The sequence below is a fragment of the Brevundimonas sp. 374 genome, assembly GCF_900102995.1.
Lineage (GTDB): Bacteria > Pseudomonadota > Alphaproteobacteria > Caulobacterales > Caulobacteraceae > Brevundimonas > Brevundimonas vesicularis_C.
Window position 1 is genome coordinate 262,557 of record NZ_FNKT01000002.1, and the last position, 26,128, is coordinate 288,684.

Consider the following 26,128-nt stretch of genomic DNA (forward strand, 5'->3'; position numbering starts at 1 on the left):
GAAGTTGTTGGGATCGGTCAGGGCGAAAAAATCGCCACGCGTGACCGCGATGGCGGTCGCCGCCATCGCGGTCATCGGCGTGGGCGTTGTCGCGCCTGTGGTTGTCCCGACCGAAAGCCAGGCCCAGTCCCGCCGGACCGTGCCGCCGACCGCCCGCTACGTCAGCAGCAGCGGCCAAGGCTTCATCCTGGACACTTCCGGATCGCGGCCTCTGATGCGGCTGGAACGCTCGACCGAGGTCTGGGTCTTGCGGCCCACGCCCGCGCCGCGCGGCGACATCATCTATCGGAACGACAATGGCGATCAGGTGCTGCGCGTCACGCCCGACGGCGCGATCACCCTTTACACGACCACCGCCCCGCAAGGCTCGCCGGCTTCGCGCGTCGGCGAGGCACAGGGCCTCGCCAGCGCGGCGATGACCGGCGCGCAGCTGGTCGATTATTTTATGCGCCAGAGCTACCGCGCCAGCCAGGCAATGGGCCGGCTGATCGTCATCGACGTGGACATTCAGCCCGGCTCTGAACAGGTCGCCGCTGACACCGTCTCGGCCGCCAGCGACGCCATCGTGCGCATGGCGCGGTCCTCCAACCTGCGCGCCCAGGTCGAGCGGGTGCGCCGCGTCGTCGTGTCGGATCAGGGGCGTCCCGGCGTCAGCCTGGTCCAGGGCACGCTGCGGATCGTCATCGACGCCGACGCCGGCATCGCCGGCCGCCCGTCTTCGGCCCGGATCGTGCGGGTCGTGGGCGGGGACGCCCTGAACCGCTAGCCCTGGAAGCTGTCCTTGGCCGCCCGGCGCTCGGCGAACTGATCCGCATCCGTGGCGGTCAGGAACGGATTGAACCGCTTCTCCACCCCCAGCGTCGTCGGCACGGTCGGTTCGCCCTGCGCGCGCGCCGCGAAGATCGCCTCGGCATGGGCTGCGGTCTCGGGCCGGTCGTCCAGGCTCAGGGTGAAGCGGGCGTTCGACGCCGTATATTCGTGCGCACACCAGATCACGGTCTGGTCGGGCCAGGCCTTCAGCCGCTGCAGGCTGTCGAACATCTGCTCGGGCGTGCCCTCGAACAACCGACCGCAGCCCAAGGCGAACAGGGTGTCGCCAGTAAAGGCCAAGCCGTCCGCCGGCGCATGAAACACCACATGGCCGAGGGTGTGACCCGGCGTTTCGTTGACCTCGAACCGCGTCTCGCCCACCATCACCACATCGCCGTCCGCGACCACGCGGTCCAGCGGCGCGACCTTGCGCACCTCTTCCGGCCCGACGATCTCGCAAGCCCAGTCGGCCTTCAGCCGCGCATTGCCCTCGGTGTGATCGGGGTGCCAGTGGGTGTTCAGGATCAGGTCCAGACGCCCCCAGCCCAAGCCTTCCAGCTCCTCCAGAATGCGCGCTGCATCGGGCGTATCGACCGCCGCGACCACGCCGGTCGCCGCATCGCGGATCAGGAAGCCGTAGTTGTCGGCGCGGCAGGGAAACAGATGCACATCCAGGGTCATGCGCCCATCCTAGCAGCAGGGCCGCCGACAGGCCTATAGTGGGGCCATGCGGCGCAGCATCGACGAGCTTCGAACCTTCTACGGCGAGCCGACCGGAGCGCTGGCGCGACGGCTGGTGGCGCGACGGCTGGACGACGCCTGGGGCGAGGCGGCCGATTGCGACGTGCTGGGCATCGGTTACGCCACCCCTTGGCTGGACTCCTTCGTCGGCGCGCGGCGTGTCGTCGCGGCCATGCCGGGCGGGCAAGGCGTCGAACACTGGCCTACGGTCGGGCGCAACCGCACCCTGCTGGTTGACGACCGCCGCCTGCCCTTCCCCGCCGGAGTGTTCGACCGCATCCTGCTGGTCCACGCCCTGGAAGAGGCCGACGATCCCGCCGCCCTGCTACTGGAAGCGGTGCGCGCGCTTTCGCCGACCGGGCGCATCATCCTGGCGGCGGCGGCGCGCGGCGGCCTGTGGGCGCGGGCGGACAACACCCCCTTTGGTCATGGCCGACCCTTCACCCGGCGCCAGTTGGAACGACTGGTGCGCGATGTCGGGCTCGAGCCGATGGCCTGGTCCCAAACCCTGTATGTCCCGCCTTGGGGGCCGATGCTGCGCCTGGCCGAAGGATTCGAACAGGTCGGGCGCCGGGTCTTTCCCGGAACCGCCGGGCTGATCCTGCTGGAGGCCTCGCGCCACAGCTACGCCCGCATCCGCCCCAGCGGCCATGCCCAGCGCGTCGCCGCCCCCGTCCTGGCGCCCCAACCCGCCGCCTCCGTCTCTTCGCGGGGCGAACATCGCGACTGACGGGGAGTTGACCGTCGCTCCATCTGGCGGGGCGGGCGAAACCGCCTTATGGCGAAGGCCATGCACCGACTGATCCTGATGCGGCACGCCCAGGCCGAAGCCTCCGCTCCCTCCGGCGGCGACGAAGCCCGTCCCCTGTCGGCCGCCGGCCGCGCCGAGGCTCTGCTGATGGGGCGCGCCTTGGCCGAGCGGGGGCTGAAGCCGGACTTGGCGCTGGTGTCCACCGCCGTGCGCACCCGCCAGACCTGGGAGCAGATGCACGACGCTTTCGGCGATGTGGAAGTCCGCGACGAGGACGCCCTCTACAACGCTCCCTCCGACGTGATCCGCCGCTTCGTCGAGGCCAGCGAGGACGAGGCCGGCTGCCTGTTGATCCTGGCCCACAATCCGGGCGTCCATGTGCTGGCCGCCGAATATCTGATCGAAAGCGCCGCCTCGCCGGCCGTGGTGGACAAGCTGTCGGCCGGCTTCCCGACCGGCGCCGCCGCCCTGTTCAGCGTCGATGTCGCGTGGCGCTGCACCTACGAAGGCTTCCTGACGCCGCGATCGCTGGGCGCGCCATCCGCATGACAGACGTCGCCTACAAGATCGTCGATGCCGCCGAATGGCGCGCCGCCGTCGCCGAGGGCCGCTATGACGGCGCGCCCGTCGATCTGGCCGACGGCTACATCCACATGTCCACCCAGGCGCAACTGGCCGAGACCGCGCGACGGCACTTCGCCGAGCGCGGCGACCTGCTGCTGCTGACCGTCGATCTCAGCGGGTTCGGCGACGACCTGATCTGGGAGCCGTCGCGCGGCGGCGATCTGTTCCCGCATCTTTACGCCCCCCTGCCCGTCGCCGCCGTTACGGCATCGCGCGCCTTCTCGGTCACGGCCGAGGGCGAGATGGCGTTCGAGGACGACCGATGAGCCTGGTTGATGTGGGCGCCGCCCTGCTGCGTCGGCTGGACCCGGAGCAGGCACACCAGTTGGCGATCAAGGGTCTGGCCCTCGCCCCCCTGCCCGTCCCGCCCGCCGACGATCCGATCCTGAGAACACAGTTGGCGGGACTGGATCTGCCCAATCCGGTCGGTCTGGCGGCGGGTCTGGACAAGAACGGCGAGGCCCTGCGCGGCCTGTCGCGCCTCGGCTTCGGCTTCGTCGAATGCGGCTCGGTCACGCCCCGGCCCCAGCCCGGCAATCCCAAGCCCCGCCTGTTCCGCCTCAGCGAGGACCGGGCCATCATCAACCGGATGGGGTTCAACAACGCCGGGCTAGACGCCTTCGCCGAGCGGCTGGACCAGCGCCCGACGGGCGTCGTCGTGGGCGCCAATCTGGGGGCCAACAAGGACACCGAGGACAAGGCGGCCGACTACGTCGCCGGTCTGCAACGCCTTGCCGGCCGCGCTTCCTACTTCACCGTCAACATCTCCTCGCCCAATACGCCGGGCCTGCGCGCGCTTCAGGGCCGCGAGCAGTTGGACGACCTGTTGGGCCGCATCGACGCCGCCCGTCCCGTCGCCGCCCCTGACCGCGTGCCGGTCTTTTTGAAGATCGCGCCCGATCTGATCGCCGACGAGATCGGCATGATCGTCGAGGCCTCGCTGGCCCATCGGATCGACGGCCTGATCGTATCCAACACCACGCTGGAACGTCCCGAGACCCTGCGCTCGCCGGACGCCCGCGAGACGGGCGGCCTGTCCGGCGCGCCCATCCGTCCGTTCGCGGAAAAGGCCCTGCGCGCGGCAGCCGAGGCCGCCGCCGGTCGTCTGCCCCTGATCGCCGTCGGCGGCATCGACAGCGGGGCCGAAGCCTATGCCCGCATTCGCCTGGGGGCATCGGCGGTCCAGATCTATTCCGCCCTGATCTACGAGGGGCCCGGCCTGGTCGCCCGCATCACGCGTGACCTGGCCGCCCGCCTGCGCGCCGACGGCTTTTCCGCAGTAACAGACGCGGTCGGCGCGCCCCGTTGACGGAGCGTTAGTGTCGACACGTCTAGGGTGACCGATGCGAGCGATCTGCGTTCGTCATCCGAGAGCCTGAATGAAATCGACCGCCGTCGATATCGCTGAAAGCAGCTGGACCGCCGCCGTTCGCCAACGCTCGGGCGCTGCGGTGCAACGGCTCGTGGCGGCGGCGGCTGTCGCCCTGGTGGTGACGCCGATGGTCGGGGTGCGGTTCACCTTCGGCTGGGTCGTGCTGTATCTGGCGGTTCAGGCCATGGAGATGGTCGTGTATCGACCGATCCTGGAGGCGCCCGGAGAGCTTTCCAGCGGCCGAAAGCTGGCCGTCCTGACCGTCGTTGCGGTCAGTTCTACCGTCTTCGCCGCCCTGTCGCTGGTGATGTGGAAGATCGGCGGTGCCATCGGCGGCGTCAGCGCAGCCCTAATGCTGAGCGCCTGCATGTTGACGGCCATGCTGAATGCGAACCGCTGTCAGGCCGTGATGATCGCCGGCCTGGCCCCTCAGACCGGCTTCCTGCTGGCTACGCCTGTCTTCGTTTACGCTCTGGACGCCTCCGGCCCGCTGGTCATGTCGGCGGCCGCTGCGGTCGTGCTGTTCACCTTCTATGTCGCCATCACCGGCCAGCGCATGGTCGAGGCCAGCGCCAACGTCGTGCGCGCCCATGCCCTGGCCGAGGACTCCCGGCTCAAGGCAGAGCGCAGCCTGGCCGACCACACCACCTTCCTGGCCGCGATCGGCCATGACCTGCGCACCCCGATCGGCGCGATCCTGGCCGGCGCCGCCGAGTTGCGCTCGCCCGACGCCCAGTCGCGCAACAGCGCCAATCTGATCACCGACGCCGGCCTGATGATGAAGGCCCTGCTGGACGACCTGCTGGACCACACCCGGATCGGCGCCGGACGGATGACGGTGGAGGCCAAGGACTTCGACCTGCGGCAAATGCTGGCCCAGACCCTGATGCTGTGGCGCGGTGTCGCCGACGCCAAGGGGCTGAAGCTGCGCATCGAAGGCGCCTCGGCCATGCCGCGCCACGTCAAGGGTGACGTCATGCGCATCCGTCAGGTGCTGAACAACCTGCTGTCCAACGCCATGAAGTTCACCGAGCAGGGCCAGATCACCCTGCGGGTCCAGGCCTGGCCCGAGGAGCCGTCGGGATACGCCCTGCTGTTCGAAATCGTGGACACGGGTCCGGGCATGACGACCGACCAACTGGCCCGCCTGTTCACCCCGTTCGACCAGACCGCCGAGGGCGTCTCCGCCCGCTATGGCGGCTCGGGTCTGGGGCTGGCGATCAGCCGCAATCTGATCGATCTGATGGGCGGTCGGCTGACGGTGCGCAGCGCGCCGGGTCAGGGCTCGCGCTTCACCGTCTCCCTGATCCTGCCCCGCGGCGACGAGGCGGCGCAGATCGTCGAGGTCGTCGATGAAAGCCGCCTGGACATCGCCCGCTCGCTGACGCCCTCGGTCGCGCCCACGCCCCAGCCCGCGTCCGTCGCCCCTTCGCCCGCGCCTGAGCCCGAGCCGGTGGCTGCGACGCCTGCGGTCGCCGACGAGGCCGAAGACCAGCCGCTGCGCCTGCTGGTCGTGGACGATCACGACATCAACCGCCGCGCGGTGCAGCTGATCCTCCAGCCGCTGGGCTGCGAGATCACCACCGCCGCCGACGGCATGATCGCGCTAGAACGCTGTCAGGAGGCGGTGTTCGACGTCATCTTCATGGATGTCCGGATGCCCGAGCTGGACGGGCGAGAGACGACGCGTCGCCTGCGCGCCGGCGGCGGACCCAACGCCGCCACCCCGGTCGTCGCCGTCACCGCCGATACCGCGCCCGAAGACGTCGCGGCCTGCCAGGCGGCCGGCATGGCCTATTTCGTCTCCAAGCCCCTGACGCCGCCCGCCCTGATCGGCGCCTTGCAGCACGTCTTGAACGACACCGCCGCTCAGGCCGCGACCGAGGCCGCCTGATCCCGGACGGTCGCGATCAGACGCGCGGCGAAATCAGGCTGTTTCATATCGCATTCCCAGACGACGACCACGCGCCAGCCTGACGCCTCCAACGCCTTCTCAGCGGCGGCGTCGCGCGCGCGGTTCCGGTCGATCTTGGCGATCCAGTAATCGGCGTTGGTCTTGGGCTGGCGTGATCCACGAGCGCAATCATGGCCGTGCCAGAAGCACCCGTGGACGAACAGGGCGACCTTGCGGCCCTTCATCACCACATCCGGGCTTCCCTGCAGACCCATGCCGCCCAGCCGATAGCCGATCCCGGCCGCACGCAGGATTCTGCGCACGGCCAGTTCCGGCGACGTATCCCGCCCCTTCACGCGACGCATCACGGCGCTGCGCTTCTCCGGGCTGAACACATCCGTCATCAACGTCGATCCGGGCTCAAGCAGCGAAGCGATAGCCCGGATCGACAAGCATCAGAGCTGCGCCAGCAGATGCTCGGCCGAGGACACCTTGAACTCGCCGCCCTGTTCGATGTTCAACTGCTCGACCACGCCGTCCTTGACCAGCATGGAATAGCGCTGCGAGCGCTCGCCCAGGCCGAAGCCAGAACCGTCCAGCACCAGACCCAGGGCGCGGGTCAATTCGCCGTTGCCGTCGGCCAGCATGACGATGCTGTCGTCGGTAACGCCTTGGCTTTCGCCCCAGGCCTTCATGACGAAGGCGTCGTTGACCGAGATGCAGGCGACCGTATCGACGCCCTTGCCCTGGATGTCGGCCAAGTGATCCTTGAAGCCCGGCAGGTGGCGCGCCGAGCAGGTGGGGGTGAAGGCGCCCGGCACGGCGAACAGGGCCACGGTCTTGCCGGCGAAGATGTCGTCGGTGCTGACGGGCTTGGGGCCCTCGGCGGTCGCTTGGGCGAGGGTTGCGTTCGGGATGCGATCGCCGATCTGAATGGTCATGTCTGTCTCGCTGAGGTTTGAGGCCGGCGCGTTTGAACGGCCGTGTGCGACACATAGACACCACGGGCGACACCGCAAGCGCCGGTTCGGCTTGCTTGCGCCGCTTTCCGGACGGATGATGTGAAGATCATGAGCGAAGCCTCCACCCTGACCGGCCGACTGCTGGTCGCCATGCCCGGGATCGACGACGCCCGGTTCGAGCACGCCGTCATCCTGATCTGCGCACACGGGCCCGATCACGCCATGGGCCTGCGGCTGGATCGACCGGCGCCGGGCGTGGATCTGAAGACGGTTCTGGACAAGCTGGATGCGCCGGCGCCGAATCAATCCATCGGTCGCGCGGTCCTGATGGGCGGACCGGTCGAGCGCGAGCGCGGCTTCGTCCTGCACACCGACGACTGGACGGTCGGCGACGACACCCTGGCCTTCGGCGACGGTCTGGCGATGACCGGCACGCGCGAGGCGCTGGCCGCCATGACCGACGAGATCGCCGGTCCGCGCCGCTCGGCCCTGTTGCTGGGCTACGCCGGCTGGGGCGAGGGGCAGTTGGAGGAGGAGTTGGCCGACAACGTCTGGCTGACCGCCGACGCCGATCTGGACCTGATTTTCGACGGCGAACACACGTCGAAATGGACGCGCGCCCTCGCCCAGCTGGGCGTGGACGCGGCCATGCTGTCAAGCCAGGGCGGCCGGGCCTGAAGCCAGACCGCCCCGTTTGACGATTAGAAGCGGTAGTTCATGCCGATGCGGAACATGTGGGTTCCGAAGCGACCGTTGCCGCGCACCATGTCCGTGCCCGTCGTGTTCGGGGCCAGGACGAACGGGTTGGTGGCGGGCGCCGTGCCACGGCCGACGCGGATGACCGGGCTGTCGACGTCCAGCGAGGTGTAGAGGTATTCGCCGCTGACCGTCAGACCGCGACCCAGGGCGTATTCTACGCCGCCGCCGGCCTGCCAGCCGTCGCCGTCATCGCCCTCGCTGGTTTCAGTGAAGCTGTTGGCCAGGTTCGAGGTGCGGAACTTGTTCTCGAACTTGCCGTAGGCGTAACCGCCGGTGCCGTAAATCAGCGCCGGGCCGACCGCATAGCCCAGCTTCAAACGGGCGGCCGCCGTGCTCTGCAGCTCGCGCGTGAAGGTGTAGAAGGCCGGGGTGGTCGAAAAGCCGGTCACCGAATCCTGAACATTGTTGACGCTGTATTCCGCCAGGGCGCCGACGACGAAGTTGCCGAACTGCATGTCGTAACCGGCGCGAACGCCCGCCTCGACACCATCGTTGTCATCACGGCAGCCGGTTCCCGGCGCGGTGCTGGTCGCCATGCCGCCGCAGAAGCCGGGGCTGAAGGCGTTGGTTCCGACGGTGGCGGGGGCGACAGGCGCAGTGGTGACCTGGTCGCCATAGTTGCCGTCCAGATTGCGGTCGAAGCGCAGGATCTCGTCGCCGTCGTCGTTCGACTGGTTGTAGCCGCCGAAGATGCCGATGTAGGGGCCGGACCAGTCGGGGGCCACGGACTGGGCCAGGGCGGGGGTGGAAACCATGGCCAGGGCCAGGGCGCTGGAGGCGAGGGTCTTGATCATTTGGGGAGGCTTTCGTGCCGAAAGTGCGGGCGCGACATCCCCGCTCGCCGTCACAAAAGCCGAAGGCGGCCACAGGTTCCCTACAGTTCCCATCGCCAAATGTCGCACATCCAAAGGCTTCGGTTGAACGTAGGCCGGCCTAGCGCGTCGCCATCGACACCAGAAAAGCGATCAGCAGGACCAGGCTGATCCCCTGCCAGAACCGCACCGGATCACGCTCGATCAGGGACAGCTGGCGCGGCGGCGGAGCGGCGACAGCGCTGCCGGTCTCCAGCACATGGATCAGTTCCTCGACATCCTCGAACCGCTCGTTCGGGTCGATGGCGACGGCGCGCATGATGGCCGCCTCCAGCCAGGCGGGCATATCCGGCCGGTGTCGCGTCGGCGGCGCAGGCGCCCGATCGAAACGCGGCGCATCGGTCGGATCCACCTCGCCCCACGGATAGGTGCGCGTGAACAGACGATATAGCGTCACCCCCAGGGCGAACTGATCCGTGGCGGCGTCGCCGCTCTCGCCGGCATACATTTCCGGCGCCTTATAGCCGGCGGTGCCCGGCGCCTCGGCCTCGGCGAACTCCTCGGCCAGCCGCAGGCGCGCAACGCCCAGATCGACCAGTTTCAGCCCGCCCTGTGTCTCCAGGATCACATTGTCCGGCTTGATGTCGCGGTGCGTCACCCCCGCCCGGTGCAGGGCCGAAACCGCCCGCGACAGACGCAGGGCCACGCCGATTCCTTCGGCGATCTCGAACGGCCCCTCCTGCGCCAACCGCGCATGCAGGGTCTGACCAGCATGAAAGGGCTGGGCGATATAGAGACGGCTCTGGCGACCCGCATCCAGGCTCAGCACCTTGCCGACGAAGGGGCTGTCGATGCGCCGTCCGATAAAGGCCTCGCGCAGAAAGGCGGTGCGCGCCCCGCGCTCGGACACCACGGCGGGCTTGGGAAACTTCAGCACCACCATGCCTGCGTCGCCTAGCGTATCCTTGGCCAGGAACAGGGTCGTGTACCGCCCGTCCGCCACGACCCGCTGAAGCGCGAAGCCGTCAACGTTGTCGCCGACGGCCGGCGGCGGCAGGATGGCGAGGCCTTCCGCCTCGGCCGTGATCGCCTCCCAGTCGGGCGCGCCGGTGCGGACCACGTCGATGACGATGGCCGTTGCGTTGTCGCGCTGCCCCGCCGCCTCGACCTCGGCCAGGATCGCCTTGGCGTCCGCATCGGGCGAACTGCGCCGTCCCAACAGGCCGGCGATCACCGCATCGGCCAGCACCCCATGCACCCCGTCGGTGGTCAGCAGCAGCCGGTCGTGCGGCTCCAGCCGCACTTGCCGGACGTCCAGCTTCACATCCGCCTCGATGCCCACGGCGCGATACAGAACATGGCTCAGCCCCTGCTGGGCGCGCGTGTGGTCCTCCGTCAGCCGCGTCAGAACGCCATCGCGGAAATGCCAGGCCCGGCTGTCGCCCACATGAAGCGCCGTCGCCTCGCGCCCACGCAGGATCAGGGCCGTGAACGTCGTCGCCGCCCCCTCCATGGCCGGATCGATCCGTCCCCGCGAATGGAGCCAGCGGTTGAAGCCCCGCAGCGCCTTGATGCCGTTGGCGGCGATCCCGTTCAGCGGGTTCTGATCCAGATAGCCGTCGATGAAGCTGCGCGTCGTCAGCTCGGCGGCCATCCGCCCGGCCTTGGACCCCGACACCCCGTCGGCGATCACCGCCACGACCCCGTGTTCGCGCTGCTCGGCCGCCGTGCCGATGTGGACGCCGCCGAAATCCTGATTATCCGCCTTGGGCCCCTGCAAGGTCGCAAAGCCGGCGGCGATCTCCAGTCTGGCGTCGGTCATGGGCGGAACTGTCGTCGAAAGACGGCCCGCTGAACAGAGGTCTCAGAGCGCCAGGATCGCGCGCACCGCGACATAGGCGGAGACCACCAGGATCAGGCTCGCAAACAGGATGCGCCCAAGCCGGGCGTTCGACCCCAGCCGGCGCGCCAGCGGCAGACCCGCCGCCGTCCCGGCGACCCCGCCGACCGCCATGGCCGCGACCAGGCCCGGATCGACCCAGCCCGACAGCGCATAGTTGCCCGCCGTCGTCGCTCCGAATGCGGCGACGCTGAGCAGCGAGGTCGCCTGGGCGGTCGCCAGGCTCATGCCCGTCGACGCCATCAGGCCGGGCACGATCAGAAAGCCGCCGCCGATGCCGAAGAAGCCGGCGGCCGAGCCGACGCCGGCGCCCGCCATGCCGGCGCGCGGCGACATGGACCAGTTCAGCCGGGGCTCGTCCCGCGCGACCGCCGCCTTGGGACGCAGCATCGACACGCCCACGGCCGCCATGGCCACGGCGAAGATCAGCAGCAGCTGATGGCCGTCGATCATCTTGGCCAGGGACGAACCGAACCAGGCCCCGGCCGCGCCGGTGATGGCGAACAGGGTCGCGCAGGGCCAGCGCACCCGCCCTGCCCTGGCGTGACCGGCCAGAGCCGTCAGGGCGTTCAGCGCCACCCCCGCCGCCGACACGCCGATGGCGACATGGGGATCGGCGACGCCGACGACATAGAGCAGCAGCGGCACGGCCAGAACCGACCCGCCGCCGCCGAACAAGGTCAGCAGCAGGGCGACGACGACGCCGCTGAAGGCGGTCAGAACCAGCGGGGTCAGTTCGGTCGTCACCGGATCACGCCGCTCTCGTCACGGGCCGGCTCGCGGCTCTGTTCCAGGGCATCACGGCCAGCAGCCGCGCCATGCCGCAAAATCCCGTCGCGCCCGCGACGAACAGGCCCGCGCCGACGAAGGTCGAAAGACCCCAGAAGGCTGGATGCACCAACGTCCCCAACGCCGCACCGATCAGGATCAGGCCGCCCGCGACCATCTGCACCTGACGCATCAGTTCGATCGGCTTTGAGCGGTCGGCGTGGATGGCCAGGCCCTGCGCCTTCCATGCGTCCAGCCCGCCTTCAATGACAAAGGCTTGGCCCGTCGTCTTCGCCGCCAGACGGTAGCAGTTGACGCCCGTCCGATTGCCGGTTCGGCAGGTGAAGATGACGTCGCGGCCGTCGGCGCCAGCCGGCGTGTAGGCGTCGAAGGCCGACAGCGGCGCATGGACGGCGCCGACGACATGCTCTCTGGCGAACTCGTCGGGCTCGCGAATGTCGACCAGCACGGCCGTGTTCTGCTTCAGCCGGCGCGAAACCTCGGCGGGGGACAGGGGGGTCAGGACGCTCATCGGGATCATGCCTTTTCGGAGGAAACAGGAGGACAATAGATTTCAGCCAGCACGGCGATGACCTTCAGAACGGCCGGATCGGCGATGCGGTAGAAGATGGTCGTGCCCTCCCGACGCGTGCTCACCAGCGCCTCATCGCGTAGCTTGGCCAGGTGCTGGGACAGGGCCGATTGCGACAGGCCGACGTGGGGCAGCAGCTGGCCGACGGACATCTCACCTTCGCCCAACTGACACAGGATCATCAGCCGCTTCTCGTTGGACAGGGCGCGCAGCAACGCCGCCGCCTCGCCTGCGCTGGCCTGGAATCGCTCAAGTCCGATGGTCTGAAGGTCAATCATGGAGCGCAATATATGCGCACTTGCTAAATAAGCAATACCTAATATATTGGACTGCGAAAAGAGCTTCCTCCATGGCCCAATCCCCCGACGTCCGCGGCTTTTTCGATCCCGCGACCCACACCATCACCTATCTGGTCAGCGACCCCGCGACGGGTCAGGCGGCGATCATCGACCCCGTCCTGGACTTCGACGCGTCCTCGGCCCGCACCTCGACGCGGTCGATCGACGCCGTCATGGCGGCGCTGCGGTCGGAGGGGCTGACGCTGGCCCTGGTGCTCGAAACCCACGCCCACGCCGACCACCTGACGGCGGCGGCGCACCTGCGTACGATGACGGGCGTGTCCATCGGCATCGGCGGACGGATCACCCAGGTTCAGTCGGCCTTCGCCCCCCTGTTCGGCGCCGACGACGTGCGCCCGGACGGGGCCGTCTTCGATCATCTGTACGCCGACGGCGACGCCTTCACGCTGGGCGATCTGACGGTCGAGGTGATCCACACGCCCGGCCACACCCCCGCCTGCGTCAGCTACCGGATCGGCGATGCGGTCTTCACCGGCGACACCCTGTTCATGCCCGACTACGGCACGGCGAGAACGGACTTTCCCGGCGGCGACGCCCGGACCCTGTATCGCTCGATCCAGCGCCTGCTGGCCCTGCCGGACGAAACGCGCATCTTCGTCGGCCACGACTATCTGCCCCAGGGCCGCACCGACTTCCGGTTCGAGACCACCGTGGCGGAACAGCGCGCGCAGAACATCCACATCGGCGGCGGCGTGTCGGAAGACGCTTTCGTCGCCATGCGGGAGGCCCGCGACGCCACCCTGAGCGCGCCGCAGCTGATCCTGCCCTCGCTTCAGGTCAATATCCGCGCCGGCGACCTGCCACCCCCGGACGCCAACGGCCAGCGCTACTTACGCCTGCCGCTAAACGCGATCTGAGCCCTAAGCCGACCGCTGCTTCAGCGGGGCCGTGCCATCGGCCAGGCTTTCGGCCAGATAGACCTCGGCCTCCTGCGCCGGCAGGGCGGGCGCATAGCCGAAGCCCTGGCCGTAGTGGCATTGCGCGTCCAGCAGCAGGCGGGCCAGTTCGGCGTTCTCCACGCCCTCGGCGACGACTTCCAGCGACAGGTCGCGGCCCAGGTTGACCACCGACTTGACGATCTTGGCCGAGCCCTCGTCCTTGTTCATCGTCAGCACGAAATAGCGGTCGATCTTCAGCGTATCGAACGGCAGGCGCGCCAGATAGGACAAGGACGAGAAGCCGGTGCCGAAATCGTCCAGCGCCAGCGAGGCCCCGACGTCCTTCAGCGATTGCAGCACCTCGGCGGCGCGCGCGGTGTCGCGCATGATGTCGCCCTCGGTGACCTCCAGCTTGAGCGCGCCCTTGGGCAGGCCGGTCTCCTTGATGATGCGCGCCACGTCCTCGCACAGGTGCGGGCGCTCGATCTCGCCGACCGACAGGTTGACGCTGCAGAACAGCTTGCCGGCCAGCGGATGCCGTTCGATCCATTCGGCCAGCTGCCGCGCCGACTGGGTCATCATCAGCAGGCCCAGGTCGTTCATCATGCCCAGGTCTGCGGTCAGGCCCAGGAACTCGTCCGGCGGCACCAGACCCCTGCGTGGGTGACGCCAGCGCGCCAGCGCCTCGAAACCGGCGACGGCCCCCGTGTTCAGGTTCACGATCGGCTGGAAGAAGGGCACGATCTCGCCGCGCACGAAGGCGTTCCTCAGATCCGCCTCCAGCGCCAGACGGCTCAAGCTGTCGCTTTCCAGCGCCCGGCCATAGGCGGCCGATCCGCCGCGCCCGGCGCCCTTGGCCGATTCCACCGCCAGCTCGACCCGGCGCAACAGTTCGGCGGCGTCGGGCGCATCCGGCCCGCCCTCCACCATCACCGCCCCGATGGAGACGGTCGGATAGATGTCGAAGCCCGCGACCCGCAACGGCTGTTCCAGCGCGTCGCGAACGCGATAGCTGGTGTGGGAGGCGGTCTTGGGCACGATGATGGCGAACTCGTCCTCGCCGATCCGCGCGGCCGAGGCGTCCTTGTTGAAGGCGGCGGCCAGACGTGAGCCCAAAGCCGACAGCACCAGGTCGGTCCGCTCATGCCCCAGCGCCTCGTTCAGGCGCCGCAGCCGGTCCACGTCGCCGACCACGATCTCGTATTCGCCGGGCTGGGTCAGCACCTCGCTGACGCGGGTCAAAAAGGCGCGACGATCCAGCAGGCCCGTCAGCGTATCGCGGTCCGATCCGGCGAACTTGGTCTCCAGCGCCACGACGCCGGCGGCGCGCAGGCCGTCCTCCAGCCAGACGCCGCGCCACAGACAGGTCTCGGACCCGCGCATGCGCAGACGCACGGCAATCTCGGCGCCCTCGTCCTGAGGTTTGAGCATCCGTTCGGCCAGGCTGCGATCCTGCGGCATGGCCAGGGCGACAAATCCGGCGGCCGTACATTCCGGCGCCAGCGGTCCCAGGCCCAGCGATCGTGTCGCGCCGGTGAAGCGCAGTTCGTCGGTCGCCGGGGTCCAGACCCACAGGGCCGTCTCGGCGGCGGCCAGCGCCTCGATGGCGGTCGTGGCGTCCCAGGCCAGCGATCGGGATCGTGGTGTCACGCGTCTCGCCCTTCCAGACGGCCCCCGGCCGTCAACGCTCGTCCTCGACCAGGCCGAACAACAAATGGTCTGCCCACTCGCCGTTAATTTTCAAATAAGCGCGAGCCCGACCTTCGTTGCGAAAGCCGGATTTCTCCAGCACCCGTCGCGACCCGTGGTTGGTGGGCAGGCAGGCCGCCTCCAGCCGGTGCAACTTCAGCTTGTCGAACGCGTAGCCGACCACGGCCCGAACGCCCGCCGTCGCCACGCCCTGACCGGAAAACGGCTGACCGATCCAGTAGCCCAGCGTCCCCGTCTCGGCGACGCCGCGCCGCACGTTCGACAGGGTCACCGCCCCCGCCAGGGTCTTGCCGTCCTGCACAAAGACGAAGAAGGGCCAGGCGTTGCCCAGCTCCATCTCGCGCGCATAGATCGACAACCGGCGCCGGAAGGCCGCCTTGGTCAGGTCGTCCTCGGGCCAGGCCGGCTCCCACGGTTGCAGATAGTCGCGCGAGCCTTCGCGCAGCGTGGACCAGGCGGCGTAATCGGCGGCGCGCGGCGGGCGCAGCAGCACGCCGTCCCCCCGGACCACGGGCCCGGCCACATCGCTCATCCAGTCCAGAAGCGCCATCGATGGGAACTATAGCACCAAGATTCGGCTCTGAACCTTACGGTTCGGCCAAAAGTGTCGCGGTCAGCTTCAGCGCCAGGTCGCGTCCCAATCCCTCGGGCGCGCCCAGCATCGGCGTCAGGATGTCCCCGATCAGCCCGTCGGCGAAGGCCATATAGGCCGCCGTCACCACCAGGGCCTTGGCCCGCTCGGCCGCCTTGGGATCATCGGGCGCCATGGCCGCCAGCCGTTCGGCCAGATCGCGCACCACCTCGGCGAAGCTCTCGGCCCTGCCCTGCTCGCGCGCCAGCGCCAGCCAAGCCGCCATCTGCGAGGCGCCGCCCGGCCCGAAAGCATCGAACACGACGCTCATCAGCCGCCCCGGCTCGACGCCGTCGCGCCCCTCTCCCAGGCCCGCCTCGATCCGCTGCGCCAGATCGCGCACCATCGCATCCATCAGCGCGCCCTGAAGCCCGGCCGCCGAGCCGAAATGGTGGATCAGATTGGCGTGACCCACGCCCATCCGCTCGCCCACCGCCTTCAGCGTCACCGCCGCCGGCCCGCCCGACAGCAGCAGGTCGCGCGCCGCCTCCAGCGCCTCTTCGCGCGCCACCGCCCCGCGTCGTCGCTTCACCAGACCATTAGTTGACATTGATGTCAGTTAACTCCATCATCCGCTCGAAATCGAGGAGCAGAACCATGGCGAAATCCGCCACCCCCGCCGACCTCCAGATCAAGCCGCGCGACCTGCATATCGACCGCGAGGCTCCGACGCCACGCTGGTGGCTGAACGGCGACCCGTTCGGCACCGCCGTGATGAACGCCCTCAGCCTGACCTTCCCCGACGGCGAGCGGTTCTTCATCCAGTCAGTCAAGCGGTTCGCCAAGGATGCGCCCCCGGCCTTGGCCGCCGACATCCGCGCCTTCACGGTCCAGGAGGGCGCCCACACCCGCGAACACATGGCCTTCAACGCCATCACCGAACGCGCCGGCTATGACACCGCCGAGATCGAGGCCTACGTCACCGCCCGTCTCGACATCGCCCGCGCCCGTCCGGCCTTGGCCCAGCTGGCGGCGACCATGGCGCTGGAGCATTTCACCGCCGCCTTCGCCCATCGGCTGCTGGCCGATCCGGAGCTGCTGACGGGCTCGCCCCACGACCTGGCCCGCCTGTGGCGCTGGCACTCCATCGAGGAGATCGAGCACAAGGGCGTGGCCTATGACGTCTTCCTGCACGCGACCCGGGACCTCAGCCCGCTGAAGCGCTGGCGCATCCGCCGCTGGGCCATGTTCCTGACGACCCTGCTGTTCACCCGCACGGTGCGCGAGACGACCTTCATGCTGCTGAAGCAGGACGGCATCGTCGGCTGGCGGGCGCGTCTGGGCCTGTTCCGCTGGCTGTGGCTGAAGCCGGGTCTGTATCGCCGGATGATCGGCGACTACCTGGCCTTCTACAAACCCGACTTCCACCCGTGGCAGGTCGACGACCGCGACCTGATCGCGGACGCGGAGGCCGGTTTGGCCCAACCCGCCTGATTGGTCGCCTACCCTCAAATCCGACCCCGCGACGGAGTTTTCGCCCGAAGGCGTTACAATGTGCGGGGGACGGACGAGGAGAAGGCCATGGCTTCATCACCGACCGACGCCGCCGTCGCCCTGACGCGCCTGGGTCTCGGCGCCCGGCCTGGCGAGATCGACCGCGTCGCCGCCGATCCGCGCGGCTGGGCCATGGGCCAGATCAGGTCCCAGGGCGCGCCACAGCCGTCGGGCCAGTTCGCCGACACCACCGAACGCGTCGCCCAATATATCGACTATCAGAGCGACGCCGGCCTGGTCCGCCGCGACCGACGCGCCGCCGCTCCGGCGACGGCCGACGCCGCGCCTGCCCCCTCGCCAGCCATGCCGGACGCCGCCGATCCGCAAGCCGTCGCCCGGCGCGAGGCCCGTCAGGCCGCCCGCCGCGACATCACCCAGGACACGGCGCAGGAGTTCCTGGCTCGCGCCCAGCTCGGCGCGACCACCGACGACGGCTTCGCCGAGCGCTGGGCCCTGTTCTGGTCGAACGCCCTGACCGTCTCGGCCGCCAAGTTCGCCAGCGGCGCCTTCGTCGGCCAGTATGAGCGCGAGGCCATCCGCCCCCACGTCTTCGGCCGGTTCGAGGATATGGTCCTGGCCGCTGAACAGCATCCCGCCATGCTGCTCTATCTGGATCAGGCCCGGTCTGTCGGTCCCGACAGCCTGGCCGGCGCCCGCCGCAACGCCGGCCTGAACGAGAACCTGGCCCGCGAGATGATGGAGTTGCACACCGTCGGCGCCGACGGCGGCTATACGCAGGGCGATGTGACCGAACTGGCCCGCGCCCTGACCGGCTGGTCCGTTCCCGCCGCCCGCGATCAGCGGCAGCCCAATCGCCCTCAGCGAGCCCGCAGGATGGTCGCCCAAGCCGAGCCCGGTCCCGACGGCTTCGTCTTCCGCGCCAATGTCCACGAACCCGGCGCCCGCACGGTGATGGGCAAGACCTATCCGGCGGCGGGCGTGGCCCAGGGTCAGGCCATACTGCGTGACCTGGCCCGACATCCGGCCACGGCCAAACGCCTGTCGCGCCGTCTCGCCGCCCATTTCGTCGCCGACGATCCGCCGCCCGCCCTGGTCGCCCGGCTGGAAGCGGCCTGGACCGGCTCCGGCGGCGATCTGGCCCAGGTCGCCCGCGCCCTGGTCGACGCGCCCGAGACCTGGACGCCCCAGCCCGCCAAGATCAAGACGCCCTACGACTTCATCGTCTCGGCCCATCGCGCGCTGGGAACGCGACCTCAGCGGATCCAGCCGTTGCGCCAGGCCCTGCTCGACATGGGCCAGCCGCCGTTCTCGCCCCCGTCGCCCGAGGGCTGGCCCGACACGGCCGCCGACTGGGCCGGCTCAGACGCCCTGGTCAAGCGGCTGAACTGGTCGCGCACCGCCGCCGATCTGGCCCAGGCGGGCGATCCCAATGCGGTCGCCGCCTCCGCCCTCGGTCCGCGCCTCGGCGAACGCACCCGCATGGCCGTCGCCCGCGCCGAAAGCCGGCCCGAGGCCCTCACCCTTCTGTTCATGTCGCCGGAGTTCCAACGCCGATGACCGCCCTTAATATGAACCGTCGCCGTCTGCTGGCCGCCGCCTCCGCCGGGGTCGGCCTGGCCTTCGCCGGCCGCGTCGCCGCCCAGACCGCTGGCCCGGCCAACAAGCTGGTCGTCGTCATCGCGCGCGGCGCGATGGACGGCTTGTCGGTCACCGTCCCCTACGCCGATCCGAACTACGTCCCCTTGCGCGGCGGTCTGGCCATCGCCGCGCCGGACGAGGCGAACGGCGCCCTGGCCCTGAGCGAAGGGTTCGGCCTGCATCCGGCGCTGGCGGGCCTGCACGCCCTTTATGGTCACGGTCAGATGCGGTTCGCCCCCGCCGTCGCCCTGCCCGTGCGCATCCGCTCGCACTTCGACGCCCAGGACGTGCTGGAGAACGGCGGCGAAGGTCTGCGCCAGCAATCCGACGGCTGGCTGAACCGCGCCATCGTCGCGGCCGGCGGAACGTCGCTGAAAGGCCTGTCCATCGGCGCCCAGACGCCCCTGATCCTGCGCGGCGAAGCCCCCGTCTCCAGCTGGGCGCCTGGCGGTCTGGTGCGCGACGGCGACCGCATCGCCTCCCTGCTGCAGGATCTCTATGTCGAGGATCCGATGCTAGGCCAGAACCTGGCGCGGGGTCTCGCGACCGAGCAGCTGGTCAGCATGGAGGGCGGCGACCAACGCCTGCGTCGCAACGACGTCCAAGGCCTGGGCCAGGCCGTCGCCAAGCTGATGACCGGACCGGGAGGCGCCGATATCGTCGCCGTCTCGCTGGACGGCTGGGACACACACGCGGGTCAGAGGGCGCAACTCCAGACCCGCCTGACCGGACTGGATCAACTGATCTCAGGCCTGAAGAACGGTCTCGGCGAGGCCTGGTCGCGCACAGCGGTCATCGTCGCCACCGAGTTCGGCCGCACAGCCCGCGCCAACGGCACCCAGGGCACCGATCATGGCACCGGCTCCTCGCTTCTGCTGGCGGGCGGCGCGGTCAAGCGCGGCGGCCCCGTCGGCGACTGGCCAACCCTGGCCGACAACCGCCTGTTCAAGAACCGCGACCTGGCGCCGACCTTGGATATCCGTTCGGTGTTCAAGGGCGTGTTGCGCGATCACATGGGCCTCGACCGCGCCGCCCTGGACGCCCGCGTCTTCCCCGGCAGCGCCGCCGAAGCGCCGGCCATGGATGGACTGATCTAGCCTTCACGCTTGCTTTTCGCGGCGCAACATCGCATCAGGACGCCATCACCTTGGACCCGGCCCTGTTCGCAGGCGACGGGTGGCTATCCCCGCCGCCGATCCGCTGGGAAACCGAGCCGCCAGAAACCGAAGCATCGGTAAGGCTCATCCAGATGAAATCCTGACATGTCCATCATCGCCTCCGCGCGCCAGCAATGGCTCGCCAATCCTCGCCGCGATCTTCTGGCGGGGACCGTCGTGGCCCTGGCCCTGATCCCAGAAGCCATCGCCTTTTCCATCATCGCCGGCGTCGATCCCGCCGTCGGCCTCTACGCCAGCGTGGTCATCGCCGTAACCATCGCCTTCGTGGGCGGCCGGCCGGCCATGATCTCGGCCGCAACCGGCGCCATGGCCCTGCTGATGGTCACGCTCGTGCGCGACCATGGGCTGGAATATCTGTTCGCCGCCTCGATCCTGTGCGGCGTGTTCCAGATCGTCATCGGCCTGCTGAAGCTGGGCCGCTACATCAAGTTCGTCAGCCGCAGCGTCATGACCGGCTTCGTCAACTCGCTGGCGATCCTGATCTTCCTAGCCCAGATGCCTGAGCTGATCGGCCGGGGTTGGATCACCTACGCCCTTGTCGCGGCGGCCCTGGTCGTCATCTACGGCTTCCCCCGCCTTACCAAGGCCGTGCCCTCGCCCCTGGTCGCCATCGTCGCCATCAGCGCCCTGGTGATCGTGCTGAAGCTGGACGTGCGCACCGTCGGCGACATGGGCCAGATGCCGACCAGCCTGCCGATGTTCCATCTGCCCGCCGTCCCCCTGACGTGGGAGACGCTGGTCATCATCGCCCCGATCTCGGCGACCCTGGCCTTCGTCGGCCTGCTGGAAAGCCTGCTGACCGCGAACCTGATCGACGACATCACCGACACCCCGTCGGACAAGGATCGCGAGACGCGCGGCCAGGGGATCGCCAACATCCTGTCGCCCCTGTTCGGCGGCATGGCCGGTTGCGCCATGATCGGCCAGTCGATGATCAACGTCACCTCCGGCGCACGCGGGCGTCTATCGACCCTGTGGGCCGGCCTGTTCCTGCTGTTTTTGATGCTGGCGCTTCAGACCTGGGTGGCCCAAATCCCGATGGCGGCCCTGGTCGCCGTCATGATCATGGTCTCGATCGGCACCTTCGACTGGTCCTCGGTGACGAAGCTGCGCTCCACCCCGCTTCAGTCGTCCATCGTCATGATCGCCACGACCGTGACGGTCGTCGCCACCCACGACCTGTCCAAGGGCGTGATCCTGGGCGTGCTGCTGTCGGCGATCTTCTTCATGCGCAAGGTCGGCAAGACCATCGCCGTGACCGAGGTTCCGACGCCGGAACCGGGCGTGCTGCGCTATCGTGTTTCAGGCCAGCTGTTCTTCGCCTCGGCCGATCTGTTCGCCGCCAGCTTCGAGCATCACGGCCATCCCACACGTGTCGAGATCGATCTCAGCGACGCCCATCTGTGGGATCTTACCGGCGTCGCCGCCGTGGACAAGGTCGTCTTCCGCTACCGCCGTCAGGGCGCGGACGTGCAGGTCTTGGGCATGAACGACGCCGCCCGCACCCTGGTCACGCGGGTGGGGCGGTTCGAGAAGATGCATCTGCCGGACGGCGCCGGCGCGCATTGAGCCGTCAGGCGGCGTTGGAGGTCGGTTCGAGGTCGGGCTTGGGCATCTTGCAGATGCGGTTCAGGTCGGCCCGGATCGAGCTGCCCTGGAAGTGCGAGATTTCGGCGCCCGAATAGCCCTCGCCCGACAACGCTTTGACGACATCGCCGGTGTTCAGACAATCGTTGGTCCGAGCGAGCTGGTAGGCGCGCTCCACGACGTGGGTGCGGTTCATGTTGGAAGCCTTTCGTGCCTTCCCACAACGCGCGCCAAGCTAAACCGTTCCCATTATTGGATTTTCGTCCCGCCCGGCCCGCGCTTGCATCTGTCATGAATATCTGCGCACATAGAGCTCGTCGATCTCTCTGCGTAACGCCCACTCTCTCTGCGAACGCACGAGTCAAGGCCGCTCCCATTCAGACCCGACAGGCCGCAGGGACGTTCCCTCGGTCAATTTCTAACGGAGGTCTCAAAATGGCTACCGGCACTGTCAAATGGTTCAACCCGACCAAGGGTTACGGCTTCATCCAACCCGACGACGGCGGCAAGGACGTCTTCGTCCACATCTCGGCCGTCGAAGGCGCTGGCCTGCGCGGCCTGGATGAAAACCAGAAGGTTTCCTACGAGCTGGAACGCGACAAGCGTTCGGGCAAGGAATCGGCTGGCCAACTGCAAACCATCGGCTGATTTCAGCGTCACAGCTGATCTGGCGACGGCGGCTCCTCACGGAGCCGCCGTTTTCAATTACGGGCTGCGAAACTGCTCCCCTTAACAAGCCTCGGGCCTTGGTCAGACGCCCCGCCCCGGTAGGTGGACTTCGATCCAGGTCTGGGCGTCCTGAAGGATCTGGTCGGACAATGTCTCGTCCTCGACGGCCCGCGCCATGATCATGGCGCCGACCATGGTCGCCCAGGCGCCGGTGGCGTCGCGGCGCGCTTCGGGCGAGGGCGTATCGGAGATCGCCGCAGTGATCCGGTCGATCTGGGAGCGCACGCCCGCGGTCAGAGCGTCGCGGGCCTCGGGGCCTTGGCGACGGATGTCAGAGACCAGCGCCGCCGTAGGACACCCGGACGCAACGCCTTGCCTGTGCCGCGGCGAGAGATAGGCGTCGATGAAGGCGGAGATATCGGCCGTCTCGGCCGTCTCCGTGTCCGACGGTCCAAACATATGTCCGACGGTCTGGGCGATCAGATCGTCCTTTGACGAAAAGTGCCCGTAAAATCCGCCGTGTGTCAGGCCCGCCGCCTGCATCACCTCGGCCACGCCGACGGCGTCGAACCCCTTGGCGCGAAACAGCCGGCCGGCCTCCGTCAGGATGCGCTCGCGGTTCGCTTTCATCTGCTCGCGGCTGACCTTCATCACCCAATCTCCGTTGTGCCCATTGACATATACATGATGGCGGTCATATTTGGCAATATATATGACGATCATCATCAATAACCGTGTCGCAACGGAGCCCTACATGTCCGATCTTCCCGCAGTTCTCATCACCGGCGCATCCAGCGGTATCGGGGCGACCTATGCCGACCGGTTGGCAAGGCGCGGCCACGATCTGGTGATCGTCGCGCGCGACAAGGCGCGGTTGGACGCCTTGGCCGAGCGGCTTGTCGCGGAGACCGGCGTCTCCATCGACGTGATCCAGGCCGATCTGACGCAAGAGGCCGATCTGAGCGTGGTCGAGGCGAGATTGCGCGACGACGCCCGCATCGGCGTGCTGGTCAACAACGCCGGGCTTTCGATCGCTGGACGTTTCGATCGTCAGGCCTCGCCTGATCTCGCGCGACTGGTCGCGGTGAATACGACGGCTGTCCTGCGGCTGGCCCATGCGGTGTCGCCCCGGTTCGTCGAAGCCGGCCAGGGCGCCATCATCAATGTGGGCTCGGTCGTCGGCCTGGTCCCGGAGTTCGGCCAGACGGTCTATGGCGCCACGAAGGCCTTCGTCCTTTTCCTGTCTCAAGGGTTGGCGTTCGAACTTGGCCCCAAGGGGATTTATGTCCAGGCGGTCCTGCCAGCCGCGACAGGCACCGAAATCTGGAGCCGGGCCGGCGCAGATCCGTCGCAACTGCCGCCCATGATGGAGGTCGGCGAGATGGTGGACGCTGCTCTAGTCGGCTTCGACCGTCGCGAGCCGGTGACGATCCCGCCGCTGCACGACGCCGGCCAATGGGACGCCTTCCAGGCCGCCCGTCTCGCCATGCTGCCCGGATTTGGTCAGGTCACCGCCGCCCCCCGCTACAAGGCGGACGTGTGATGAGAGCCTTCTTCCTCGACCGATACGCCAAGAAGGCGACGCTTCGATTGAGCGAGGCGGCCGAACCCAGGGTCGGCGACAAGGATGTGCTGGTCGAGGTGCATGCCGCCGGTCTGAATCTGCTGGATTCAAAGATCAGGGACGGGGCGTTCAAACCGATCCTTCCGTACAAGACGCCGCTGGTTCTCGGCCATGACGTGGCCGGCAAGGTCGTGCGGGTCGGCGCGGCCGTGAGGCGGTTCAAGGTCGGCGACGAGGTCTATTCACGGCCACGCGACGGGCGGATCGGGACCTTCGCCGACTATATCGCGATCGCGGAAGACGACGTCGCGCTGAAGCCGCGCAATCTGTCGATGGAGGAGGCGGCGGGCGTGCCGCTGACGGCGCTGACGGCATGGCAAGTGCTGGTGGACCGGGCGGGTTTGAAGCCGGGGCAGAAGGTTCTGATCCATGCCGGTTCCGGCGGGGTCGGCATTCTGGCGATCCAGCTGGCCAAACACCTCGGCGCCAGCGTGGCGACGACCGTGAGCGCAGCGGGCGCTGACCTGGTTCGCCGCTTGGGAGCGGATGTGGTGGTCGACTACAAGGCCGAGGATTTCACCCAGTTGCTGTCCAGCTACGACGTCGTCCTGAACAGCTTGGACGACAAAACTTTGGAACGCTCGCTAACCGTGCTGAAGCCGGGCGCAAAACTGATCTCCATTTCCGGACCACCCGATCCGGCGTTTGCGAAAGCGCAGGGCCTGAACTGGATTGTCAGGCAGATCATCGGCTGGAGCAGCCGCAGGGTTCGGGCGGCGGCGAAGGCGCGCCAGGTGGATTATGGCTTCGTCTTCATGCGGACGGACGGCGAACAGTTGAGCCGGATCACGACCCTGATCGAAGCCGGCGACATCCGTCCGGTACTGGATCGCGTGTTCCCGTTCGAAGAATTAAACGCGGCCCTCGCCTATATCGAAACCGGCCGCGCCAAGGGCAAGGTGGTCGTCAGCCTGAAGCCCTTAGGCTGATCTTCGTTGACGGCCCACGCAGGCCGCCCGCCTCACGCCTTCGTCTTGTCGATCCAGGCGGCGAAGGCGTCGGTGAAGCTTTTCAGGAAGGTCTTGGTGTCGTCCTTCTTCAGCTTGCCGTTCTCGTCCAGCAGGTCCACGACATTGCCGATATAGGCCTCGGGCTGCTGCATCGTCGGCATGTTCAGGAACACAAGCGGCTGGCGCAGGTGGTGGTTGGCGCCGAAGGCCGCGACGGCGCCGGGCGAGACGCTGACGATGGCGGCGGGCTTGCCCTGCCAGATGCTGTGGCCATAGGGGCGAGAGCCGACGTCCAGCGCGTTCTTCAGCGCGCCGGGAATGGAGCGATTGTATTCGGGCGTGACGAACAGCACCGCCTCGGTCGTCGCCACCTCCTCGCGGAACCGCTCCCAGGCGGGCGGCGGGTTCTCGGTCTCCAGATCGGGGTCATAGAGCGGCAGGTCGCCGATCTCGACCAACTCGATCTCCAGCCCCGGCTCGGCCAGCGCCTTCAACTCCATGCCGATGGCGCGCGAATAGGAGCCTTTGCGCAGGCTGCCGACGATCAGGGCGACGCGGACGGTCATGGAAGGTCTCCGGGCTGGACGGGTTCAAGCGCCAGCATAACCGATCCCGGCGGTCGGATGTTCCGTCTAGCCCACGACGCATTCTGCACTGATGCTCGTCCCAGGTGCCGACAATGAGACCGCTTGTCGGCACAAAAAGCCGACATTGCGACGGGCTGTTACGGCTGAAGGGCGGTTGTTTGAAAGCGGCTGGTTTAGAGGGCGCCTCTGTGAACCATGTCGAGACCGACTACCGCCGTCGCCACGAGGCTGGAAACGACATAGGTCAAGGCGTTGACCTTCCAAGACAGACGCAAATGCCGACTTGCGATGACGGTCGGGATGAGGAGGAGGACGACGACTAGGCCTGGTAGCAACCAGGGGCCGAAGCCCAGCATGTCGCTAATCCGCGCCTCGTCGTTCAGGTTCAGCACGCTGACACCAGCCGCAACGACGCGCATGAACAGAGCGAAGTAGAGAACTGCGTAGCCGATGAGGCTTTCTCGACGCATTACAAAGTAGAAGCCTATCAAGGCCGTGACGAGAGTGACGGCTGGCCCGGCCGCCGACATCAGTATGTGATCTCCGGCCGTCATCGGCGAAGCGGGAATCACGCTGTTGATCCCGTAAGATACTGAGTAGCCGAGAGTAGCGCCGACGATCCAATGCGCTGCCTCATGAATGAGATAGGCTGCCACGGCCAGCAGTGCGAACCACATGTAGAAGCTGCCGCCGACGGTTCGGGTATTTCGCACGATGTTCTCCCCCCAAACGCCTTGCTTGCGGGAAGTACCTCGGGTTTGTCGAGTTACCTTTCGGTCATGGAGGCGATGGATCAACCAGACAGTTTTCTCTACCCGGACACTCACATGGGTAATCGCTGCAAATCGTCTGCGCCGATGCCCCTCCGCGTGAGCGA

At 68.1% G+C, this 26,128-nt stretch carries 30 protein-coding genes and 1 other annotated feature; of the genes, 15 read left to right on the forward strand and 15 right to left on the reverse strand.

The window, feature by feature from the left end; genetic code table 11:
* The first annotated feature begins 49 nt into the window (after window positions 1-49).
* Window positions 50-766: a DUF4908 domain-containing protein gene (locus tag BLR19_RS08690; protein WP_255366584.1), complete on the forward strand. Its 717-nt coding sequence runs from the start codon at window positions 50-52 to the stop codon at window positions 764-766.
* Here BLR19_RS08690 and gloB read toward each other — a convergent pair.
* Entirely contained in the window at window positions 763-1,491 is a 729-nt protein-coding gene (gloB, locus tag BLR19_RS08695) for a hydroxyacylglutathione hydrolase (protein WP_091749746.1), read from the reverse strand. The two genes, BLR19_RS08690 and gloB, sit on opposite strands and share 4 nt — an antisense overlap.
* Window positions 1,492-1,537: 46 nt before the next feature.
* On the opposite strand from gloB, the gene BLR19_RS08700 reads away from it, so the two are divergent.
* The 5 genes from BLR19_RS08700 (at window position 1,538) to BLR19_RS08720 (ending at window position 6,192) form a co-directional block, all read left to right on the forward strand.
* Complete coding sequence (locus BLR19_RS08700) at window positions 1,538-2,281, forward strand: methyltransferase domain-containing protein (protein ID WP_091749748.1); 744 nt, start codon at window positions 1,538-1,540, stop codon at window positions 2,279-2,281.
* Between the two features lie 60 nt (window positions 2,282-2,341).
* Window positions 2,342-2,851 (forward strand): SixA phosphatase family protein, encoded by a 510-nt coding sequence (locus BLR19_RS08705; protein WP_091750420.1) that lies wholly within the window; start codon window positions 2,342-2,344, stop codon window positions 2,849-2,851.
* Entirely contained in the window at window positions 2,848-3,192 is a 345-nt protein-coding gene (locus tag BLR19_RS08710; RefSeq protein WP_091749751.1) for a DUF952 domain-containing protein, read from the forward strand. Before BLR19_RS08705 ends, BLR19_RS08710 begins: the two co-directional genes overlap by 4 nt.
* Window positions 3,189-4,235 (forward strand): quinone-dependent dihydroorotate dehydrogenase, encoded by a 1,047-nt coding sequence (locus tag BLR19_RS08715; protein ID WP_091749754.1) that lies wholly within the window; start codon window positions 3,189-3,191, stop codon window positions 4,233-4,235. Before BLR19_RS08710 ends, BLR19_RS08715 begins: the two co-directional genes overlap by 4 nt.
* Window positions 4,236-4,305: 70 nt before the next feature.
* Window positions 4,306-6,192: an ATP-binding protein gene (locus BLR19_RS08720; RefSeq protein ID WP_091749758.1), complete on the forward strand. Its 1,887-nt coding sequence runs from the start codon at window positions 4,306-4,308 to the stop codon at window positions 6,190-6,192.
* Here BLR19_RS08720 and BLR19_RS08725 read toward each other — a convergent pair.
* On the reverse strand, window positions 6,168-6,596 hold the full coding sequence (locus BLR19_RS08725; RefSeq protein ID WP_091749761.1) for a very short patch repair endonuclease: 429 nt from the start codon (window positions 6,594-6,596) through the stop codon (window positions 6,168-6,170). The genes BLR19_RS08720 and BLR19_RS08725 overlap by 25 nt on opposite strands.
* Before the next feature lie 51 nt (window positions 6,597-6,647).
* Entirely contained in the window at window positions 6,648-7,133 is a 486-nt protein-coding gene (locus BLR19_RS08730) for a peroxiredoxin (RefSeq protein ID WP_091749764.1), read from the reverse strand.
* 129 nt (window positions 7,134-7,262) lie between these two features.
* Between BLR19_RS08730 and BLR19_RS08735 the strand changes: the two genes are divergently transcribed.
* Complete coding sequence (locus BLR19_RS08735) at window positions 7,263-7,832, forward strand: YqgE/AlgH family protein (RefSeq protein WP_091750423.1); 570 nt, start codon at window positions 7,263-7,265, stop codon at window positions 7,830-7,832.
* A gap of 23 nt (window positions 7,833-7,855) precedes the next feature.
* On the opposite strand, the gene BLR19_RS08740 is transcribed toward BLR19_RS08735, so the two are convergent.
* The 5 genes from BLR19_RS08740 to BLR19_RS08760 all read right to left on the reverse strand — a co-directional run bounded on the left by BLR19_RS08740 (window position 7,856) and on the right by BLR19_RS08760 (window position 12,263).
* On the reverse strand, window positions 7,856-8,707 hold the full coding sequence (locus BLR19_RS08740) for an outer membrane protein (RefSeq protein ID WP_091749766.1): 852 nt from the start codon (window positions 8,705-8,707) through the stop codon (window positions 7,856-7,858).
* A 139-nt stretch (window positions 8,708-8,846) separates the two neighbouring features.
* Window positions 8,847-10,547 carry a bifunctional protein-serine/threonine kinase/phosphatase gene (locus BLR19_RS08745; protein ID WP_091749769.1) on the reverse strand — a complete coding sequence of 567 codons (1,701 nt, stop codon included), beginning with the start codon at window positions 10,545-10,547 and terminating at the stop codon, window positions 8,847-8,849.
* Window positions 10,548-10,589: 42 nt separating this feature from the next.
* Window positions 10,590-11,372: a sulfite exporter TauE/SafE family protein gene (locus tag BLR19_RS08750; protein WP_091749772.1), complete on the reverse strand. Its 783-nt coding sequence runs from the start codon at window positions 11,370-11,372 to the stop codon at window positions 10,590-10,592.
* 4 nt (window positions 11,373-11,376) lie between these two features.
* A complete protein-coding gene (locus tag BLR19_RS08755; RefSeq protein WP_218119374.1) occupies window positions 11,377-11,925 on the reverse strand; it encodes a rhodanese family protein in 549 nt (182 codons plus the stop codon).
* 5 nt (window positions 11,926-11,930) lie between these two features.
* Complete coding sequence (locus BLR19_RS08760; protein WP_091749779.1) at window positions 11,931-12,263, reverse strand: ArsR/SmtB family transcription factor; 333 nt, start codon at window positions 12,261-12,263, stop codon at window positions 11,931-11,933.
* A 71-nt stretch (window positions 12,264-12,334) separates the two neighbouring features.
* Here BLR19_RS08760 and BLR19_RS08765 point away from each other — a divergent pair, with 71 nt between their 5' ends.
* The gene (locus BLR19_RS08765) at window positions 12,335-13,201 is read left to right on the forward strand and encodes an MBL fold metallo-hydrolase (protein WP_091749782.1); all 867 of its coding nucleotides are present in this window, start codon (window positions 12,335-12,337) and stop codon (window positions 13,199-13,201) included.
* A 3-nt stretch (window positions 13,202-13,204) separates the two neighbouring features.
* On the opposite strand, the gene BLR19_RS08770 is transcribed toward BLR19_RS08765, so the two are convergent.
* Genes BLR19_RS08770 through BLR19_RS08780 form a run of 3 tightly spaced genes read right to left on the reverse strand, consistent with a single transcriptional unit; the run spans window position 13,205 to window position 16,113 of the window.
* Window positions 13,205-14,872, reverse strand: a complete 1,668-nt coding sequence (locus tag BLR19_RS08770) for a putative bifunctional diguanylate cyclase/phosphodiesterase (RefSeq protein ID WP_066626914.1) — start codon at window positions 14,870-14,872, stop codon at window positions 13,205-13,207.
* A 31-nt stretch (window positions 14,873-14,903) separates the two neighbouring features.
* Complete coding sequence (locus BLR19_RS08775) at window positions 14,904-15,482, reverse strand: GNAT family N-acetyltransferase (RefSeq protein WP_091749785.1); 579 nt, start codon at window positions 15,480-15,482, stop codon at window positions 14,904-14,906.
* Between the two features lie 37 nt (window positions 15,483-15,519).
* Window positions 15,520-16,113 (reverse strand): TetR/AcrR family transcriptional regulator, encoded by a 594-nt coding sequence (locus tag BLR19_RS08780; RefSeq protein WP_091749788.1) that lies wholly within the window; start codon window positions 16,111-16,113, stop codon window positions 15,520-15,522.
* Between the two features lie 47 nt (window positions 16,114-16,160).
* On the opposite strand from BLR19_RS08780, the gene BLR19_RS08785 reads away from it, so the two are divergent.
* From BLR19_RS08785 to BLR19_RS08800, 4 genes are all read left to right on the forward strand, one after another.
* A complete protein-coding gene (locus tag BLR19_RS08785; RefSeq protein WP_091749791.1) occupies window positions 16,161-16,997 on the forward strand; it encodes a metal-dependent hydrolase in 837 nt (278 codons plus the stop codon).
* 87 nt (window positions 16,998-17,084) lie between these two features.
* Window positions 17,085-18,575: a DUF1800 domain-containing protein gene (locus BLR19_RS08790; protein WP_091750426.1), complete on the forward strand. Its 1,491-nt coding sequence runs from the start codon at window positions 17,085-17,087 to the stop codon at window positions 18,573-18,575.
* On the forward strand, window positions 18,572-19,753 hold the full coding sequence (locus tag BLR19_RS08795) for a DUF1501 domain-containing protein (protein WP_091749794.1): 1,182 nt from the start codon (window positions 18,572-18,574) through the stop codon (window positions 19,751-19,753). Before BLR19_RS08790 ends, BLR19_RS08795 begins: the two co-directional genes overlap by 4 nt.
* A gap of 49 nt (window positions 19,754-19,802) precedes the next feature.
* Window positions 19,803-19,866, forward strand: a sequence feature (sul1 is cis-regulatory element that is thought to sense ions involved in sulfur or methionine metabolism; They are found in Alphaproteobacteria).
* Between the two features lie 58 nt (window positions 19,867-19,924).
* On the forward strand, window positions 19,925-21,403 hold the full coding sequence (locus BLR19_RS08800; RefSeq protein WP_369818850.1) for a SulP family inorganic anion transporter: 1,479 nt from the start codon (window positions 19,925-19,927) through the stop codon (window positions 21,401-21,403).
* A gap of 4 nt (window positions 21,404-21,407) precedes the next feature.
* Here BLR19_RS08800 and BLR19_RS08805 read toward each other — a convergent pair whose 3' ends face one another.
* Complete coding sequence (locus BLR19_RS08805; RefSeq protein ID WP_055753991.1) at window positions 21,408-21,617, reverse strand: hypothetical protein; 210 nt, start codon at window positions 21,615-21,617, stop codon at window positions 21,408-21,410.
* 239 nt (window positions 21,618-21,856) lie between these two features.
* Here BLR19_RS08805 and BLR19_RS08810 point away from each other — a divergent pair, with 239 nt between their 5' ends.
* Window positions 21,857-22,069, forward strand: a complete 213-nt coding sequence (locus BLR19_RS08810) for a cold-shock protein (RefSeq protein ID WP_008260410.1) — start codon at window positions 21,857-21,859, stop codon at window positions 22,067-22,069.
* Window positions 22,070-22,171: 102 nt separating this feature from the next.
* Here BLR19_RS08810 and BLR19_RS08815 read toward each other — a convergent pair whose 3' ends face one another.
* On the reverse strand, window positions 22,172-22,741 hold the full coding sequence (locus BLR19_RS08815) for a TetR/AcrR family transcriptional regulator (protein ID WP_091750437.1): 570 nt from the start codon (window positions 22,739-22,741) through the stop codon (window positions 22,172-22,174).
* A 103-nt stretch (window positions 22,742-22,844) separates the two neighbouring features.
* On the opposite strand from BLR19_RS08815, the gene BLR19_RS08820 reads away from it, so the two are divergent.
* Window positions 22,845-23,633, forward strand: coding sequence for an SDR family NAD(P)-dependent oxidoreductase (locus BLR19_RS08820; RefSeq protein ID WP_091749797.1), 789 nt, complete (start codon window positions 22,845-22,847; stop codon window positions 23,631-23,633).
* Window positions 23,633-24,643: an NADP-dependent oxidoreductase gene (locus BLR19_RS08825; RefSeq protein WP_091749800.1), complete on the forward strand. Its 1,011-nt coding sequence runs from the start codon at window positions 23,633-23,635 to the stop codon at window positions 24,641-24,643. Before BLR19_RS08820 ends, BLR19_RS08825 begins: the two co-directional genes overlap by 1 nt.
* A 32-nt stretch (window positions 24,644-24,675) precedes the next feature.
* Here BLR19_RS08825 and BLR19_RS08830 read toward each other — a convergent pair whose 3' ends face one another.
* Window positions 24,676-25,230 carry an NADPH-dependent FMN reductase gene (locus BLR19_RS08830; protein WP_091749803.1) on the reverse strand — a complete coding sequence of 185 codons (555 nt, stop codon included), beginning with the start codon at window positions 25,228-25,230 and terminating at the stop codon, window positions 24,676-24,678.
* Window positions 25,231-25,424: 194 nt separating this feature from the next.
* Entirely contained in the window at window positions 25,425-25,964 is a 540-nt protein-coding gene (locus BLR19_RS08835; RefSeq protein ID WP_143007352.1) for a hypothetical protein, read from the reverse strand.
* Window positions 25,965-26,128 lie beyond the last annotated feature (164 nt).